The organism is Hymenobacter sp. PAMC 26628 (assembly GCF_001562275.1).
Lineage (GTDB): Bacteria > Bacteroidota > Bacteroidia > Cytophagales > Hymenobacteraceae > Hymenobacter.
The window spans coordinates 5,204,775-5,219,946 of record NZ_CP014304.1 but is presented as its reverse complement, the minus strand read 5'-3'; the positions used below and the strand labels follow the sequence as shown (position 1 = coordinate 5,219,946).

Sequence of the window (15,172 nt, the reverse complement as noted above, 5' to 3'; positions counted from 1 at the left end):
GGGCAGGCTGCGACCGTTTGTCAACCGAGCGTGAGGGCTCGTCAACAGCCACGGGCGTTTTCAGGTGCCCGCTACCCACTGCCTCGTAATGGCTGCCGGCACGACAAAACGCGGTAGCGGAAACTCATAACAGCAATCAAACTATCCGACAGGCACTTCTGGCGGCTTTTCGGTACCCTGACGCGGGTGGGCACCGGCCTGTGCTACTTACCCGCACGCGTTGGGCCCCCAACGGCTCCTTATTTAAATTGCGGACCCGCCGGGCGCGCCCTGGCTTTGTTGCTGCGCATACAGCCAGGCCACGGCCGCGCCCTCGTCGCCGAAAAATGCCACCGCAAACGGCCGGCCCTCGTAGGCATCCACGTCGGCAAACCCGGGGCCCTCCCGTATGGCCTGGTGCAGGGCCGGGCTAGTGAGGTAGGCCACGCACAGTTGGGGCCCGAGCCGAACGGCCATGGCGGGGAAGTACTCGCCGAGCAGCCACGCGGTGGTGGCGGGGTCGTTGGAGGCGCGGCGGCGGATGTCTTGCAGCCAGTAGCGGCAGTTGGCGGCGTGGGCGTGGGCCGTCAGGCACTCGTAGGCGGCGGGCAGGGCCGCCGGGTCGGGCTGGTAGCCCCAGCGGCCCACCAGAATGCCGAGGTCGGCGCGGTGCACGACATCAAGCAAGGGCAGCGTATCGGGTATGGACATAAAAACGAATAAAAAAGGATAGCTAAACTGGGTCTTCGCCAAAGTTAATGCAGGGCGGGAGCCCCCGCCAAGGCCGCCGCAGTGGCCGCGGGGTACTTGCGCAGCGTGCGCACGGCCAGGGCGGCGCTGGCCAGCGTAAGCACGGCCCCGAGCGCAAATGGGGCCCCGGGGAACTCGGCCACCGCGCCGGGCCCAGTGAAGGCGGCGAACAAGTGCGTCATAAACAGGGGCCCCACCACGCCCGTGAGGCTAAGGAGGCTGGTGAGGGCCCCCTGCAACTCGCCCTGCTCGGTGGGCGGCACCTGGCCCGAAATGGTGCCCTGCAACGCCGGCCCCGCAATGCCGCCCAGGCAGTACGGCACCAAAAAAGCGAACATCATCCAGCCGTGCGTGGCAAAGGCAAACAGCACAAAACCAAGTGCGTAGCACAGCAGGCCCACCACAATGGCGCGCGGGGCCCCCAGCTTCGGGATGGCCACGCGCACCAATCCGCCCTGCACCAGGGCCGTGAACAAGCCCACTGCGCCCAGCGAGTAGCCCACCAGCTTGGTGCCCCAGTCAAACTTGTAGATGGTATAGAACGTCCAGACGGACTGCGTGGCCGAACCCGCTAAGTAGATGAGCACCAGCGAAGCTACCAGCCCCAGGATGACCGGGTAGCGCCCCAGCCGCAGCAGCGAGGCCACGGGGTTGGCGCGGGACCAGGCGAAGGGCCGCCGCCGCTCGGCGGGCAGCGACTCGGGCAGCACAAAGTAGCCGTAGCAGAAGTTGACCAGGCTCAGGACCGCCGCGGCCATAAACGGCACCCGGGGGCCCCAGGTGGCCAGCACCCCGCCCAGCGCCGGCCCGATGATGAAGCCCACCCCGAAGGCCGCCCCCACCAGCCCAAAATTCTGGCTGCGCTTCTCGGGCGTGCTGATGTCGGCGATGTAGGCCGTGGCCGTGGTGAAGCTGGCCCCGGTAATGCCCGCCAGCACCCGCCCCACAAATAGCCAGGCCAGCGTGGGCGCGAAGCTAAGAAACACGTAATCAAGCCCCAGGCCCAGCAGCGCGGCCAGCAGCACCGGCCGCCGCCCCAGCCGGTCGCTGAGGGCCCCCACCACCGGCGCACACAAAAACTGGGCCCCCGCGTAGGCAAAAGACAGCCACCCCGCGTACTCCGACACCCGGCTGATGCCCTCGCCCGTGAGCTGCTCGAGCAGCTTGGGCAACACCGGAATGATGATGCCCAGCCCAATCACGTCGATGAGCACGGTGACGAAAATAAAACCCAGGGCGGCGGGACGAGGCGAAGAGCTAGGAGCGGGCATAAGCAGCGAAAAGACCCGCAAAAGTAGCCGCCCCGCCCCCGCCGTTGCATTTTTTCGCGCTGATACTCACCGTTTCGGCCCATTGGCCGCGCCAATTGCGCACATTCTGCGGCTTTTCTTAAAATTTGTATTACCTTTGTATTACAAACAGTGCGGGGTGGAGCAGTTGGTAGCTCGTTGGGCTCATAACCCAAAGGTCATAGGTTCGAGTCCTATCCCCGCTACCTAAAAGGCCGTTTTCCAACAGGAAAACGGCCTTTTCTTTTTGCCCGCTGGGCGTTGAGAAGCTGTTTAAAATTGGTTTAAAAGCATTCAGAGCGGTCATGCTGAGCGCAGTCGAAGCATCTCTCTCGCGGCAATAATCCTGCTGATTGAATTACTTACGCGGGAGAGATGCGTCGACTTCGCTCAGTATGGCCATTTTACTGAATCAGGACTTACGCAAAGGTGCTACTTTGAGGTAAACCCATGAGCCATGCTGACCCAAGCAAAGCACATTGATTATCTGCTCAGTACACCCCGCAACTACACGTGCACGCACCTGGCGGCGCATCTGCCGGGCGTGAGCCACGACGAGGTGAACCGATTTTTGCGCAACAGCGCCTTTTCCGCCAACCAGTTGCGGGCCCTGGTGCTGCCACTGCTGCGTGATTCGCCAGAGGCTTTTTTGCTGGTCGACGACAGCGTCCAGGACAAGCGCTACAGTCGCTTCATCGAAGTGGCCAAGCGGCAGTACTCCGGCACCGTGCACGGCCCGGTCACGGGCATCGGCTTGGTCAAGCTGGTACACAGCAGCGGCGAAAGCGGCGACTTTTTGCCCTTGGATTTCCGCGTCTACGCCCCGGACGCCGACGGGCTGACCAAGAACGAGCACTTCCAAGCCATGTTTGCGCAGGTCGTGGCCGAGGACAAGCTGCTGGCGCGCACGGTCTTATTCGACTCCTGGTATGCGGCCAGCGCGAATTTGAAGCAGATTCACCGGGCCGGTTGGACGTTTTTCACTACTCTGAAAAGCAACCGCTTGGTGAGCCTGAGCAAAGAAAGCGGCTACCAGGGCCTGGACACGCTCGAACCGCCGGCCAGCGGCTGGAGCCAGGGCGTGGAAGTGCGGCTGCAACAAGTGCCCTTTGCGGTAAAACTCTTCAAGCTGGTTGCCACGGACGGCAGCATTGCATGGGTTGTTACCAACCACTTGGCCGCCCACCTGAGCCGCGAAATGGTCATTGAAGCCGTGCAGCGGCGCTGGCAGGCGGAGGAATTCCACCGCAGCTTCAAACAGCTCACCGGCTCCGAAAAATGCCAGTGCCGCAAGGCCAGCGCCCAGCGCAACCACCTCACTTGCTGCTACCTGGCCTGGGTGTCGCTGCGCCAGCACGCCCGTGCCATCGGCCAAACCATTTACCAAGCCCATCAGCAGCCCTGGTCGGCGTTTCTGCGCCAACAGCTCCAAAATCCTCCTTTCCCTGTAATACTACCCCTTCCTGCGTAAGCCCTATGAATAAAACAATGTCTAAACAAGAACGGCCAGGGCCAATTTGGGGCCCCGGCCGTTCTTGTTTAGACCAATTCCTTACGGGTTGGTGCTCCACATGCCAGCTTCCTTGATGAAGATGCGGCGGTTGAGCTTAAGCTGGGCCACCATGAACTCGGCCAAATCTTCGGGCTGCATCACCTTATCGGGGTTGCCGTCGGTGAGGCCGCTGCCGATGGCAAGGTCCGTGGCCACCGTGCTCGGCGTAAGGGCCGACACGCGGATGTTCTGCTTGCGCACCTCCTGCATCAGGGCTTCCGTGAGGCCCATGAGGGCAAATTTGCTGGCGCTGTAGGCACTGCTGCCCGCTGAGGCGCGCTGCCCCGAAGTGGAGGCCACGTTGATGATGTCGCCCGTTTCGCGCGCAATCATGCCCGGCAGCACGGCGCGCGTCACGTAGTACACGCCCATCAAATTCACCTGGATGATGTGCTCCCAGTCGGCCGGCTCCATCTCCAGGAACTTAGCGAAGGTGCCGATGCCAGCGTTGTTAATGAGGATGTCGATGGGCCCCAACGCCTGCTGCACCTGCGCCACCGCCGCTTCCACAGCGGCACGGTCGGCCACGTCGACGGCGGCCACGGCGGTTTTCACGCCCAGGGCCTGCAGCTCCTGAGCTACTTCTTGCAGCTGGCTTTCGGTGCGGGCCAGCAGGCCCACGTGCACGCCTTCGTGGGCCAGGGCCACGGCCGTGGCGCGGCCGATGCCTTTGCCGGCGCCGGTCACCAGGGCAATTTTTCCTTTGAGGGATTCCATGTTTTTTCGTTTGATGGGCCCCCGTATAACCGTTGGCCCCCCCGGGGGTTTCAGTGCTTCACCTTGGCGCGCCGGGGCCCCACGCGGGGCCAGCGCGCCGTTTCTTTGCGCATGCCCTATTCCACGTTGCTTTTCGATTACGACGGCACCCTGTGCGACACCCGCCAGGCCATTTACCACAGCCTCCAGCAAGTATTCCGCCTGCACCGCGCGCCGGTGCCCACCACGGCCGCCCTTGATGAAGTGGTAACGCTGGGCCTGCCCACCCTCGAAATCCTGTACATGCTGCACCCCGCCGGCGCCGACGCCGACGTATCGGCCTGGGTGCCCGCCTACCGCGCCATCTACGCCGCCGAGGGCGAGCCGCTGGTGCAGCCCTTCGCCGGGGCCCCCGAGGTGCTGGCCGAGCTGCAAGCCGCCGGCTACGGCCTGGCCTACGTCAGCAACAAGAACATTGTCACCCTGGGCACGTCGCTCGACCGGCTCGACTTGCGCCGCTACGCCTCGCTCGTCGTGGGCGAGGGCAGCTCCCCCGACCGGGTCATGGCCCTGAAACCGGCCCCCGACATGTTCTACGAGGTGGTGCAGCCGCACTTCGAGGGCACGCCCGCCGCCGCCATGCTGATGATCGGCGACACGCCCTCCGACCTGCTGTTTGCCCGCAGCGCCGGCGTGCCCGCCTGCTGGGCCGCCTACGGCTTCGGCGACGCGGTTACCTGTATGGCCCTGGGGCCCCAGCACCACATCCGCGACGTGCGCGACGTGCTGGAGCTGGTGGGGTAAGCTAAGCTACTCTAAACTTGCGCCAGACCATTTTGAGAGTTATGAGCAGTAATTTTGAAGAGCAAAATTCCTCACGTTTAGTCTCTGTTACTATGGGAATGGATTATTATATTTCTCCAAATACGGAGGTAAAATGTGAAAATGAGTTTCCGGAAAGGCTATCCCAATTTTTTGAACAGATTGGAGGCTATGGCGAGTTTGCTGAAGCAACCCAAATCAGTAAAATATTGGACATTGATTTGTCAATTTTTCAAGATATCGATTATGATGTTCACGATAAGAGCGAAGACACTGCGCACTGGCATACTGTTGACGAATATTTGTCAACAATCGAAAACTTTATAAATAAATTGACTGAAAGACCGACCTATTACACTCAAGTACTTCATGGTGCAACCCCAGATAATTCTAGCATTGCGAATCAAGTGTTACGAATAGCTACCTTACATAATGAAAGTGAAGCTGCTAAACAGTGGGTAGAACTAGTGCCTAGTCAGGGGAATTATTTGCACAAACCTTTTGATAATGGCGGGAGAGTTTCTGTCGGGCCTTGTCAAGCGAAAATTGCCAGTTGACGGTTGCTCGCCGGGCATTGCGCTCCGCCACGCAGGCGTCGACGTGCGCGCGCAGTTCGTCTTGGGTGGGAATGCGCTGGTGCAGGCACTGGCGGGCAATGGCCGATAGTTCGAGTTCGACCATGTTAAGCCAGGAGGCATTTTTGGGTGTGTAGTGGACCTCGAAGCGGGCGGCTAGGGCGCGGGCCTGGGCGGCGGGCAGATGCTGGTAGAAGACGGCATCGGTGTGGGTGTTGAGGTTGTCCTGGACTAGCACGATTTTCTGGGCCTGGGGGTAAGCAGCGTCCAGCGCTTGCATAAAGCGGCAATAGTCGGCCCCGGTGCGGCGGGCCGACACCTCGACCAGGCGCTGCCCCGTGCCCGGCTCGAAGGCCGCCAGTAGGCAGGCCGTACCCTGACGCACATACGTGCTGCTTTCGCGCCGGGGACGGCCGACTTTGGCGGGTCGCTCGCCCACTGCGGGCTGGGCCGGCACAGGCGGCAGCGGTTCGACGGGCTGGCCGTGCAGCACGCAAGGGCGTTCATCGAAACAGACCACCGGAAACTGCGGGTCGTGGACCCGCTCATAGACGGCCAGTACGTCTTCCATACGGGCCAGGAAGGCGGCGTTCATTTCGCCCAGGCACCAGTGTTGCTGGCGGTGGGGCTGTAGCTCGTTTTTTTGAGCACCTGGCTCACGGTTTCGTGCGAAATGGTGTCCACCAGGCACGATTCTACGGCTTTGTCGGCCAGCAGGCGCAGGGTCCAGCGACTGTGCCCTATCGGAGCCGGGGTGCAGGCCAGGGCCGTGAGCGCGGCGCGGGCCGCCCCGTCAAAGCGCCGCGGACCGCCGCTGCGCGGGGCCTCGCCGAGCGCCGTGGCCAGCCCCTGCTCGACGTAGCGGCGGCGCACCTGATATACCGTCTGCACGCAGCAACCCAACTCAGCCCCGACAGGGTAGCCGCTCACCCCATCAGCCAGCCGCAACAGCATCCGCCCGCGTTGGACTGTGCGCCCGGCGTGCCGGCCTTTGCGCGTTAAGCTTTCAATAGTCAGGCGATCAGCCGATGACAGGATAAATGGTGTGAGTGGTCTTCCCATTCAACGGCAACGACCTGCCTCTCTTTTTGTTCGAAAAACTCCCCTGACTAAGCACTAGAAAGAAAATACGAAGCGTGTTATCCGCCTGATTATAGCTTTTTAAGCAGCGGACAACTATTAGCAGAGTTGAAGATTTTTCAACAAACTCTGCTATGCTACAGAGATAACGGGGTAACAGAAGCTCGACTTTATTATGCGTAAAAAAGGGGGCCCCGGAAGCAATTGCTTCCGGGCCCCCTTTTATAAATTGAACTTGCGTTCATCTCACGCAAACATGCCCACCGCGTTTTTGCTTGGCAATGCCGTCTGCCCCATTAGAAACACGTCGATTTGGCGGGCGGCTTCGCGGCCTTCGGAGATGGCCCAGACGACCAGCGATTGGCCGCGGCGCATGTCGCCGGCCACGAACACGCCGGGCACGTTGGTTTGGTAAGTGGTTTCGGGGGCTTGCACGAGGCCGTTTTTTTCCACGCCCACGCCCAGCTGGGCCAGCAGGCCCTCGTAGGGGTTGGCGTGGAAGCCCATGGCCAGCAGCACCAGCTCGCAGGGGATTTCGCGGGTCGAGTTCGGCACTTCTTCCGAGGTGAGGCGGCGGCCCATGGCGTCGGTTTCCCAGGTCACGTCGCTCACTTGCAGGGCCCTGACGTGGCCGTTTTCGTCGCCTAGAAATGCCTTGGTGCTGATGCCCCAGTGGCGCTGGCAGCCCTCTTCGTGCGAGCTGCTGGTGCGGAACACCGTGGGGTAGTGCGGCCAGGGCGTGTGGGCCGGCCGCTCGTTGGAAGGCTGGTTCATGAGGGCGAACTGGGCCACGGCGGTGGCCTGCTGGCGGTTGGCAATGCCCACGCAGTCGGAGCCCGTGTCGCCGCTGCCAATTACCACCACGTGCTTGTCGGTGGCCAGGATGTCGGGGCCCTGGACGGGAATGTTACTCACGCGGCGGTTTTGCTGGCCCAGGTAGTCCATGGCGTAGTGGATGCCGGCCAGCTCGCGGCCGGGCAGCGGCAGGTCGCGCGGGGCGATGGCCCCGCCGGCCAGCACCACGGCGTCGAAGGTGCGCTGGAGCTCGTCGGCGGGCAGGTCGCGGCCGATTTCGGTGTTGCAGCGAAACACGATGCCGTCCTTTTCCATCAGCTCGATGCGACGGTCAATCACCCACTTCTCCAGCTTGAAATCGGGCACGCCGTAGCGCAGCAGGCCCCCGGGCTGCTCGTCGCGCTCGAACACCGTGACGGCGTGGCCGGCCTTGGCCAGCTGCGCAGCCACCGCCAGCCCGGCGGGCCCCGAGCCCACTACGGCCACCGTTTTGCCGGTTTTCAGCACCGGCGCGGTGGGGTGCACGTAGCCTTTCTCGAAGGCAATTTCGATGATGTGCTTCTCGATTTCCTCGATGGCCACCGCCGTGCTGTGGATGCTCAGCACGCAGGCCGACTCGCAGGGTGCGGGGCAAATGCGGCCCGTGAATTCGGGGAAGTTGTTGGTGGTGGTGAGGATTTGGTAGGCGTCTTCCCAATCCTGCCGGTACACGGCCTCGTTGAACTCGGGGATGATGTTGCCCAGCGGGCAGCCCGAGTGGCAGAAAGGGATGCCGCAGTTCATGCACCGGGCCGCCTGCTGGTGCAGCGCCTCGGGCGGGTACAGGCCGATGAACTCCTGGTAATTGGTGGTGCGCACCTGCGGGGCCTCCTTGGCGGGCAGCGCGCGCTCGAATTGCTTGAAACCGGTGATGTTGCCCATTGCGGGTTATCGTATTGGAAGTTAAGTTTTTGCGTTTGAACGTCATGCTGATCGCAGCCGAAGCATCTCTCCCGCTGAGTAATTATTTACTGCCGCAGTAGAGATGCTTCGGCTGCGCTCAGCATGACGGCCTTTTTGCCTTACTCATCATCGTTGGATTGCCGGGGCCCCTACCCCGCCGCTTGCAGCTGCGCCCGTTGCAGCACCTTCTTGTATTCCGAGGGAAATACCTTCACGAAGCGGCCGGTTTCCTCGGCCCAGTTGGCGAGTAGGAACTGGGCTTTGTCGCTGCCGGTCAGGTCGTGGTGGCGGCGCAATAGGGCCTGAATTTGGTCTTCATCGTCGGCGGTGAGGCCTTCGAGCTCCACCATTTCCAGGTTGCAGTTTTCGGGGAACGTGCCGTCGGGGTCGTAAATCCAGGCGATGCCGCCGCTCATGCCGGCGGCGAAGTTGCGCCCGGTCTGGCCCAGGATGAGGGCCCGGCCGCCGGTCATGTACTCACAGCCGTGGTCGCCCACGCCCTCGACCACGGCCGTGGCCCCGGAGTTACGCACCGCGAACCGCTCGCCGGCCTGCCCGCGGGCAAACAGGGCCCCGGAGGTGGCCCCGTACAGCGCCACGTTGCCGATGATGATGTTGTTTTCGGGCACCAGCTGGCTTTCTGGGGCCGGGAAGATGGCCAGCTGGGCCCCCGAGAGGCCCTTGCCCACGTAGTCGTTGGCTTCGCCGGCCAAGCTGAAGGCCAGGCCTTTGACGGCAAACGCGCCGAAGCTTTGGCCCGCCGAGCCTTTGAAGCGGAAGTGGATGGTGCCCTCGGGCAGGCCGGCGGCGTGGTAGCGTTTCGTGATTTCGTTGGAAAGCAGCGTGCCCAGCGTGCGGTCGGTGTTGCGCACGTCGAACGAGCCGAACACCAGCGTCTGGTGGTCCAGCGCGGGTTGGGCGTGGGCCAGCAGCTCCCAGTCGAGGATGTTGGCGAGGCCGTGGTCTTGGTCTTCGCTCTTATATAAGGTGGCGCCGGTGGGGTTGGGGGCCGGGTAGAGCACGCCGCTCAGGTCCACCTGCCGGGCCTTCCAGTGGCTGACGCCCGCTTTGCGCTTGAGGAACTGCGAGCGGCCCACCATCTCGTTCACGGTGCGGAAACCGAGCGAGGCCATGATTTCGCGCAACTCTTCGGCCAGGAAGCGGAAGAGGTTGACGATGTGCTCGGGCTGGCCGGTGAAGAGCTTGCGCAGCTCGGGGTCCTGGGTGGCCACGCCCACGGGGCAGGTGTTGAGGTGGCACTTGCGCATCATCACGCAGCCCCCGGCGATGAGGGCAGCGGTGGCCACGCCCCATTCTTCGGCCCCCAAAAGCGCCGCTACGGCCAGGTCGCGGCCGGTTTTGAGCTGGCCGTCGGCTTGCAGCACCACGCGGCTGCGCAGCTGGTTGCGCACCAGAGTTTGGTGGGCTTCAGCCAGGCCCAGCTCCCAGGGCAGGCCCGCGTGGCGGATGCTACTGAGCGGCGAGGCCCCGGTGCCGCCGTCGTAGCCCGAAATCAGAATTACGTCGGCGTGGGCCTTGGCCACGCCGGCGGCGATGGTGCCCACGCCCGCCTTGCTTACCAGCTTCACGTTGATGCGGGCGGCGCGGTTGGCGTTTTTCAGGTCGAAAATCAGCTGGGCTAGGTCCTCGATGGAGTAGATGTCGTGGTGGGGCGGCGGCGAAATCAGGCCCACGCCGGGCGTGGCGTGGCGCACTTTGGCAATCCACTCATCTACTTTATGGCCGGGGAGCTGGCCGCCTTCGCCGGGCTTGGCCCCCTGGGCCATCTTGATTTGCAATTCGTCGGCATTGGTCAGGTAGTGGGCCGTGACGCCGAAGCGGGCCGAGGCAATCTGCTTGATGGCCGAGCGCATGGAGTCGCCGTTCGCCATCACCTCGAAGCGCAGCGGGTCTTCGCCGCCCTCGCCGGTGTTGCTCTTGCCGCCGATGCGGTTCATGGCAATGGCCAGGGTACTGTGCGCCTCGTGCGAAATCGAGCCGAACGACATGGCCCCGGTGGCGAAGCGCTTCATAATCAGCGCCGCCGGCTCCACTTCCTCCAAGGCAATGGCCTCGCGGTGCTGGGCAAAGTCGAGCAGGCCCCGGATGCTGAAGGCCTGGCTGGGGTGCGCGTTCAGCAGCTTGGCGTAGCGCTGGTAGGTGGCGTAATTATTCGTGCGGGTGGCGAGTTGGAGCAGGTGCACCGTTTCGGGGTTGAACATGTGCGCCTCGCCGCGCCGCCGCCACTGGTAGAAGCCGCCGTCGCCGAGCCCCTCGGCCTCGGGCGGGGTGTTGCTGCGGAAGCCCTGGAAGTGCTTGTACAGCGTTTCGCGGGCAATTTCGTCGAGCCCCAGGCCCCCAATGCGCGTCACGGCCCCGGTAAAGTAGCGGTCCACCACTTCCTGGTTGAGGCCCAGAATCTCGAACACCTGGGCCCCGTGATACGAGAGCAGGGTCGAAATGCCCATCTTGGAGAAAATCTTCAGCAAGCCGTCGTTCACGGCCTTCACGTAGTTTTTCAGCAGCTGGGGGCCCTCCAAGCGGGTTTCGAGGCGGCCATCCAGGTGCGTGGTCTGGATGGTGGCCAGGGCCAGATACGGGTTGATGGCGGTGCCGCCGAAGGCCAGCAGGCAGGCGAAGTGATGCACTTCCCACACGTCGCCGGCCTCCACCACGAGGCCCACCGAACCGCGCCGGCTGATGCGAATCAGGTGGTGGTGCACCGCCGACACGGCCAGCAGCGACGGGATGGGCGCGTGCTCGGAGTCCAGGGCCCTGTCCGACAGAATCAGCACCTCGAAGCCGTCGTTCACCGCGTCCTCCGCGTAGCGGCACAGGCGCGCCAGGCCGGCTTCGAGCGAGCTGGGCAGCCCATCGGCCTTGAAGTAGGTTTGGAGCGTTTTGGCGTGGAACAGGCCGGTGTCGATGCTGCGCAGCTTTTCGAGCTGGTGGTTGGCGAGGATGGGGTGGCGCAGGGCCACGCAGTGCCCGTGCATCTTGTCCTCGTCGAGGATGTTGCCGTTGTTGCCGATGAAGGTGGCCAGGCTCATCACCAGCCGCTCCCGAATGGGGTCGATGGGCGGGTTGGTGACCTGGGCGAAGAACTGCTTGAAGTAGCTGCTCAGGTGCTGCGGCTGGTCGGAGAGCACGGCCAGGGGCACGTCCACGCCCATCGAGCCGATGGCCTCTTTTCCTTCCAAAGCCATCGGCAAAATCACGGTTTCGATGTCCTCGCGGGTGTAGCCAAAGGCCTGGTGGTACTTGAGCACGGCGGCCGCGCCGAGGTCGGAAAATACCTGGCGGGGCTCCTCCAGCTCGTCCAGCCGAATCTGGTAGTTGCGCAGCCAGTCGCCGTAAGGCTGGCGGCTGGCGGCCTGGTGCTTGATTTCAGCGTCGGTGATGATGGCCCCGGCCACGGTGTCCACCACGAACATTTTGCCCGGCTGCAAGCGCCCTTTCTCCAGGATAATTTCCTCCGGGATGGGCAGCACGCCGGCCTCGGAGGCCACCAGCACGCGCCCGTCGTTCGTCACGACGTAGCGCAGCGGGCGCAGGCCGTTGCGGTCGAGCATGGCCCCCACCAGGCGGCCGTCGGTGAAGTTGAGGGCCGCGGGGCCGTCCCAGGGGGCCATAAAGGTGGCGTGGAACTCGTAGAACGCCTTTTTCAGCGGGTCCATTTGCTCGTTGCCGTCCCAGGCCTCGGGCACCAGCATCATCAGCACGTGGGGTAGGGTGCGGCCGCAGTGCAGCAGCAGCTCCACGATGTTGTCGAGGCACGCCGAGTCCGACTGGCCGGCGTCAATCACGGGCAGCAGCATCGCCATTTCCGCAGCCGTGAAGTAGGGCGAGGCGTAGGTTTGCAAGCCGGCGTAAAACCAGTTCAGGTTGCCGCGCAGGGTATTAATTTCGCCGTTGTGGGCCAGGTAGCGGAAGGGCTGCGCCAGCCGCCAGCTTGGGAACGTATTGGTCGAGAAGCGCGAGTGGATGAGGCCAAAGCCGGTCGTCACCCGCTCGTCGGTGAGGTCGGGGTAGTAGCCGCGCACCTGGTAAGTGGTGAGCTGGCCCTTATATACGATAGTCTGGCAGGAGAACGAGGCGAAGTACAAATCGTCGAGGCCTCCGGGCAGCACTTCCTTCACGTTTTTCACGATGAGCCGGCGCAGGATGTAGAGCTTGCGCTCGAAGTCCTCGGTGGTGAGCACCGTAGCGGGCCGGGCCACGAACACCTGCTCCATCACCGGCTCGCCGCTCAGGGCCGTGACGCCGATGCCGGCCGGGTTCGTCGGTACGGGCCGGTAGCCGAGCACGCGCAGCCCGAGCTGCTTGGCCGCCGCGTCGATGAGGCCCCGGGCGGTGGCGCGGGCGGCCGCGTCTTTTGGCAAAAAAGCCTGGCCCACGCCGTAGCCGCCGGGCTCGGGCAGCTGAATATCCAGCGCCAGGCATTCCTCTAAGAGGAACCAGTGCGGGATTTGCAGCAGCAGGCCCGCGCCGTCGCCCGAGTCGTGGTCGCAGCCGCAGGCGCCGCGGTGCTCCATGTTTTCCAACATGGTCAGCGCGTCCACCACCATCTGGTGCGACTTGCGCCCGGTGATGGACGTGAGGAAGCCCGTGCCGCAGGCGTCGTGTTCGAACTCCGGGCGGTAGAGGCCCGCCGAAGCAGCGTTGTGGTCAACCGTCATTTTATTTTTAGTTATTTGATTGTCAAATAAATGCTACCCCGCGTACCGTTGGCCCAGGCCCCCTAGGGGCCCTAGCCGGCGCGCCCGGGCCGCCCCAACGGGTGGGGTAGCCAAGGTGCTGCGCGTTAAAGTATTACACAGCGTGGTTTTCGCCTAATCAATTTTTCGCCGGTTTATTATTTCCAAAGTACCGGCCCGGGAGCCTCCTTGGGGCCCCGGGGACCCGGTTAGCGCACCCCGGGGGCGCGACATCCGTAAGCCGGTGAGCGCTGTTATTTCCCTGATGACTCCTTCCCTCACCCCTGCCCCAGCCGCCCGGGCCACCATGTGGAGCCCCCTGGCCTACCACGTGTTCCGGGCCGTGTGGATTGCCTCGCTCGCGTCCAACGTGGGCACCTGGATGCAGAACGTGGCCGGCGTGTGGCTCGTAACGACGCTCACGACCTCGGCCCTGCTCGTGGCGTTAATGCAAACCGCCACCAGCCTCCCCGCCTTTTTGCTGAGCCTGCCCGGCGGGGCCCTGGCCGACTTGGCGGACCGGCGCAAGCTGCTGCTGGGCACGCAGGGCTTTATGGCGGTGGTGGCCACCATCTTGGGGGCCCTTACGCTGGGTGGGCAGGTGTCGGCCTTTGGGGTGCTGGGCTTCACGTTTCTGCTGGGCATGGGTTCGGCCCTGAACGGCCCGGTGTGGCAAACGGTGACCACTGAGCTGGTGCCGCGCCCGGTGCTACCCTTCGCCATCACGCTGAACGGCGTGAGCAACAACATTGCCCGGGCCATCGGGCCGGCGCTGGGCGGGCTGGTCATCGCCTACTACTCGCCGGGTTGGGTGTTCATGCTCAACGGGGTATCGTTTTTAGGCACGTTCGCCGTCATCTACTTCTGGAAGCGCGACGCCGAGGAAAGCCAGGGCCCCACCGAGCACTTCCTGGGGGCCCTGCGGGCGGGCATGCGCTACGTGCACTACGCGCCGCCCATCCACGCGGTGCTGGTGCGGGTGTTTGCGTTTGGGTTCGGAGCCAGCGCCATGTGGGCGCTGCTCTCGGTGGTCATCGCCCGCAAGCTGCACCTGAGCGCCGGGCACTACGGCGTCATGCTCTCGTGGCTGGGCGCGGGGGCCGTGGCGGGCGCCTTTCTGATGGGCCGGGCGGGGCAGCGCATCAGCCTCAACCAGCGGGTGTTGCTGGGCGTGCTCACCTTCGTGGGCACCAACCTAAGTCTAGCATTCATCGAGAACACCGCCATCCTGGGGCCCATCATGTTCGTGTCGGGCACGGCCTGGCTGATGGCCATGACCAGCTTCAGCACCACTGTGCAGCTAAACGTGCCGAAGTGGGTGCAGGCGCGCGTGGTGAGCATTTACATGCTGCTGTTCCAGGCCGGCATGAGCCTGGGCAGCTTGGCGTGGGGCGAGTTGGCCGACTACTTCAGCCCGCAGGTGGCCCTGTGCGTGGCCGCCGGCTGGATGGCCGCCAGCGTTCTGCTAGCCGTGCCGTACCCGCTCCAGGCCGCCGATAACCTCAACCTTGACCCTGCCGAGCCTTGGCTCGACCCGCCCGTAGCCGACGGTCCCGCCGACCTCGATGACGGCCCCGTGGTGGTAATGATCACCTATTCCATCGAGCCCGCCGATTGGGCCGCGTTCCAGCCGGTGGCCAACCGCCTTTCGCGCCTGCGCCTGCGCGACGGGGCCCTGCGCGCCGGCGTATTTGCCGACCTGGCTGACCCCTCGCGCATCACCGAATTTTTCTATGTGGCCACCTGGGGCGAACACCTGCGCCAGCACCACCGCTTCACGCGCGACGACCAAGTGGTGGAGGACCAGGTGCGCCAATTCCACCGGGGCCCCGAGCCGCCGCACGTGGCGCACTTCCTGGCCTTCCCCACGGCCATCAACGTGCCCGTGGAAGTAGCCGCCCCCTACCCCAACGTAGAACTAACCCACTAATTATTGGCACGGCCTTTGGAAGGGGCTTTTTTAATTAAAGTTAAAAATTAAATAATAACAATTTG

At 63.7% G+C, this 15,172-nt stretch carries 11 protein-coding genes and 1 tRNA gene; 5 read left to right on the top strand and 7 right to left on the bottom strand.

The window, feature by feature from the left end:
- Positions 1-243: 243 nt before the first annotated feature.
- Both AXW84_RS22650 and AXW84_RS22645 read right to left on the bottom strand, forming a co-directional pair.
- Positions 244-690 (bottom strand): hypothetical protein, encoded by a 447-nt coding sequence (locus AXW84_RS22650; protein ID WP_068238693.1) that lies wholly within the window; start codon positions 688-690, stop codon positions 244-246.
- A gap of 44 nt (positions 691-734) precedes the next feature.
- The gene (locus tag AXW84_RS22645; RefSeq protein ID WP_068238691.1) at positions 735-2,000 is read right to left on the bottom strand and encodes a TCR/Tet family MFS transporter; all 1,266 of its coding nucleotides are present in this window, start codon (positions 1,998-2,000) and stop codon (positions 735-737) included.
- Positions 2,001-2,151: 151 nt separating this feature from the next.
- On the opposite strand from AXW84_RS22645, the gene AXW84_RS22640 reads away from it, so the two are divergent.
- Positions 2,152-2,224: transfer RNA gene (locus AXW84_RS22640), tRNA-Met, on the top strand.
- Between the two features lie 251 nt (positions 2,225-2,475).
- Positions 2,476-3,489, top strand: coding sequence for an IS701 family transposase (locus AXW84_RS22635; RefSeq protein WP_068230834.1), 1,014 nt, complete (start codon positions 2,476-2,478; stop codon positions 3,487-3,489).
- Positions 3,490-3,570: 81 nt separating this feature from the next.
- On the opposite strand, the gene AXW84_RS22630 is transcribed toward AXW84_RS22635, so the two are convergent.
- A complete protein-coding gene (locus AXW84_RS22630; protein WP_068238689.1) occupies positions 3,571-4,287 on the bottom strand; it encodes a 3-ketoacyl-ACP reductase in 717 nt (238 codons plus the stop codon).
- A 111-nt stretch (positions 4,288-4,398) separates the two neighbouring features.
- Here AXW84_RS22630 and AXW84_RS22625 point away from each other — a divergent pair, with 111 nt between their 5' ends.
- Together AXW84_RS22625 and AXW84_RS25320 are read left to right on the top strand one after the other, a co-directional pair.
- The gene (locus AXW84_RS22625; RefSeq protein WP_068238687.1) at positions 4,399-5,070 is read left to right on the top strand and encodes an HAD family hydrolase; all 672 of its coding nucleotides are present in this window, start codon (positions 4,399-4,401) and stop codon (positions 5,068-5,070) included.
- Between the two features lie 17 nt (positions 5,071-5,087).
- The gene (locus AXW84_RS25320; RefSeq protein ID WP_157887199.1) at positions 5,088-5,645 is read left to right on the top strand and encodes a hypothetical protein; all 558 of its coding nucleotides are present in this window, start codon (positions 5,088-5,090) and stop codon (positions 5,643-5,645) included.
- On the opposite strand, the gene AXW84_RS26685 is transcribed toward AXW84_RS25320, so the two are convergent.
- From AXW84_RS26685 to gltB, 4 genes are all read right to left on the bottom strand, one after another.
- Entirely contained in the window at positions 5,560-6,258 is a 699-nt protein-coding gene (locus AXW84_RS26685) for an IS630 family transposase (protein WP_082773711.1), read from the bottom strand. The genes AXW84_RS25320 and AXW84_RS26685 overlap by 86 nt on opposite strands.
- A complete protein-coding gene (locus AXW84_RS26680; RefSeq protein WP_442905548.1) occupies positions 6,255-6,617 on the bottom strand; it encodes a helix-turn-helix domain-containing protein in 363 nt (120 codons plus the stop codon). The genes AXW84_RS26685 and AXW84_RS26680 overlap by 4 nt, the downstream gene beginning before the upstream one ends.
- Before the next feature lie 372 nt (positions 6,618-6,989).
- Positions 6,990-8,459, bottom strand: a complete 1,470-nt coding sequence (locus AXW84_RS22610) for a glutamate synthase subunit beta (RefSeq protein WP_068238685.1) — start codon at positions 8,457-8,459, stop codon at positions 6,990-6,992.
- A gap of 170 nt (positions 8,460-8,629) precedes the next feature.
- A complete protein-coding gene (gene gltB, locus AXW84_RS22605; RefSeq protein ID WP_068238683.1) occupies positions 8,630-13,159 on the bottom strand; it encodes a glutamate synthase large subunit in 4,530 nt (1,509 codons plus the stop codon).
- Positions 13,160-13,442: 283 nt separating this feature from the next.
- Here gltB and AXW84_RS22600 point away from each other — a divergent pair, with 283 nt between their 5' ends.
- A complete protein-coding gene (locus tag AXW84_RS22600) occupies positions 13,443-15,107 on the top strand; it encodes an MFS transporter (protein WP_071892452.1) in 1,665 nt (554 codons plus the stop codon).
- Positions 15,108-15,172: the final 65 nt, after the last annotated feature.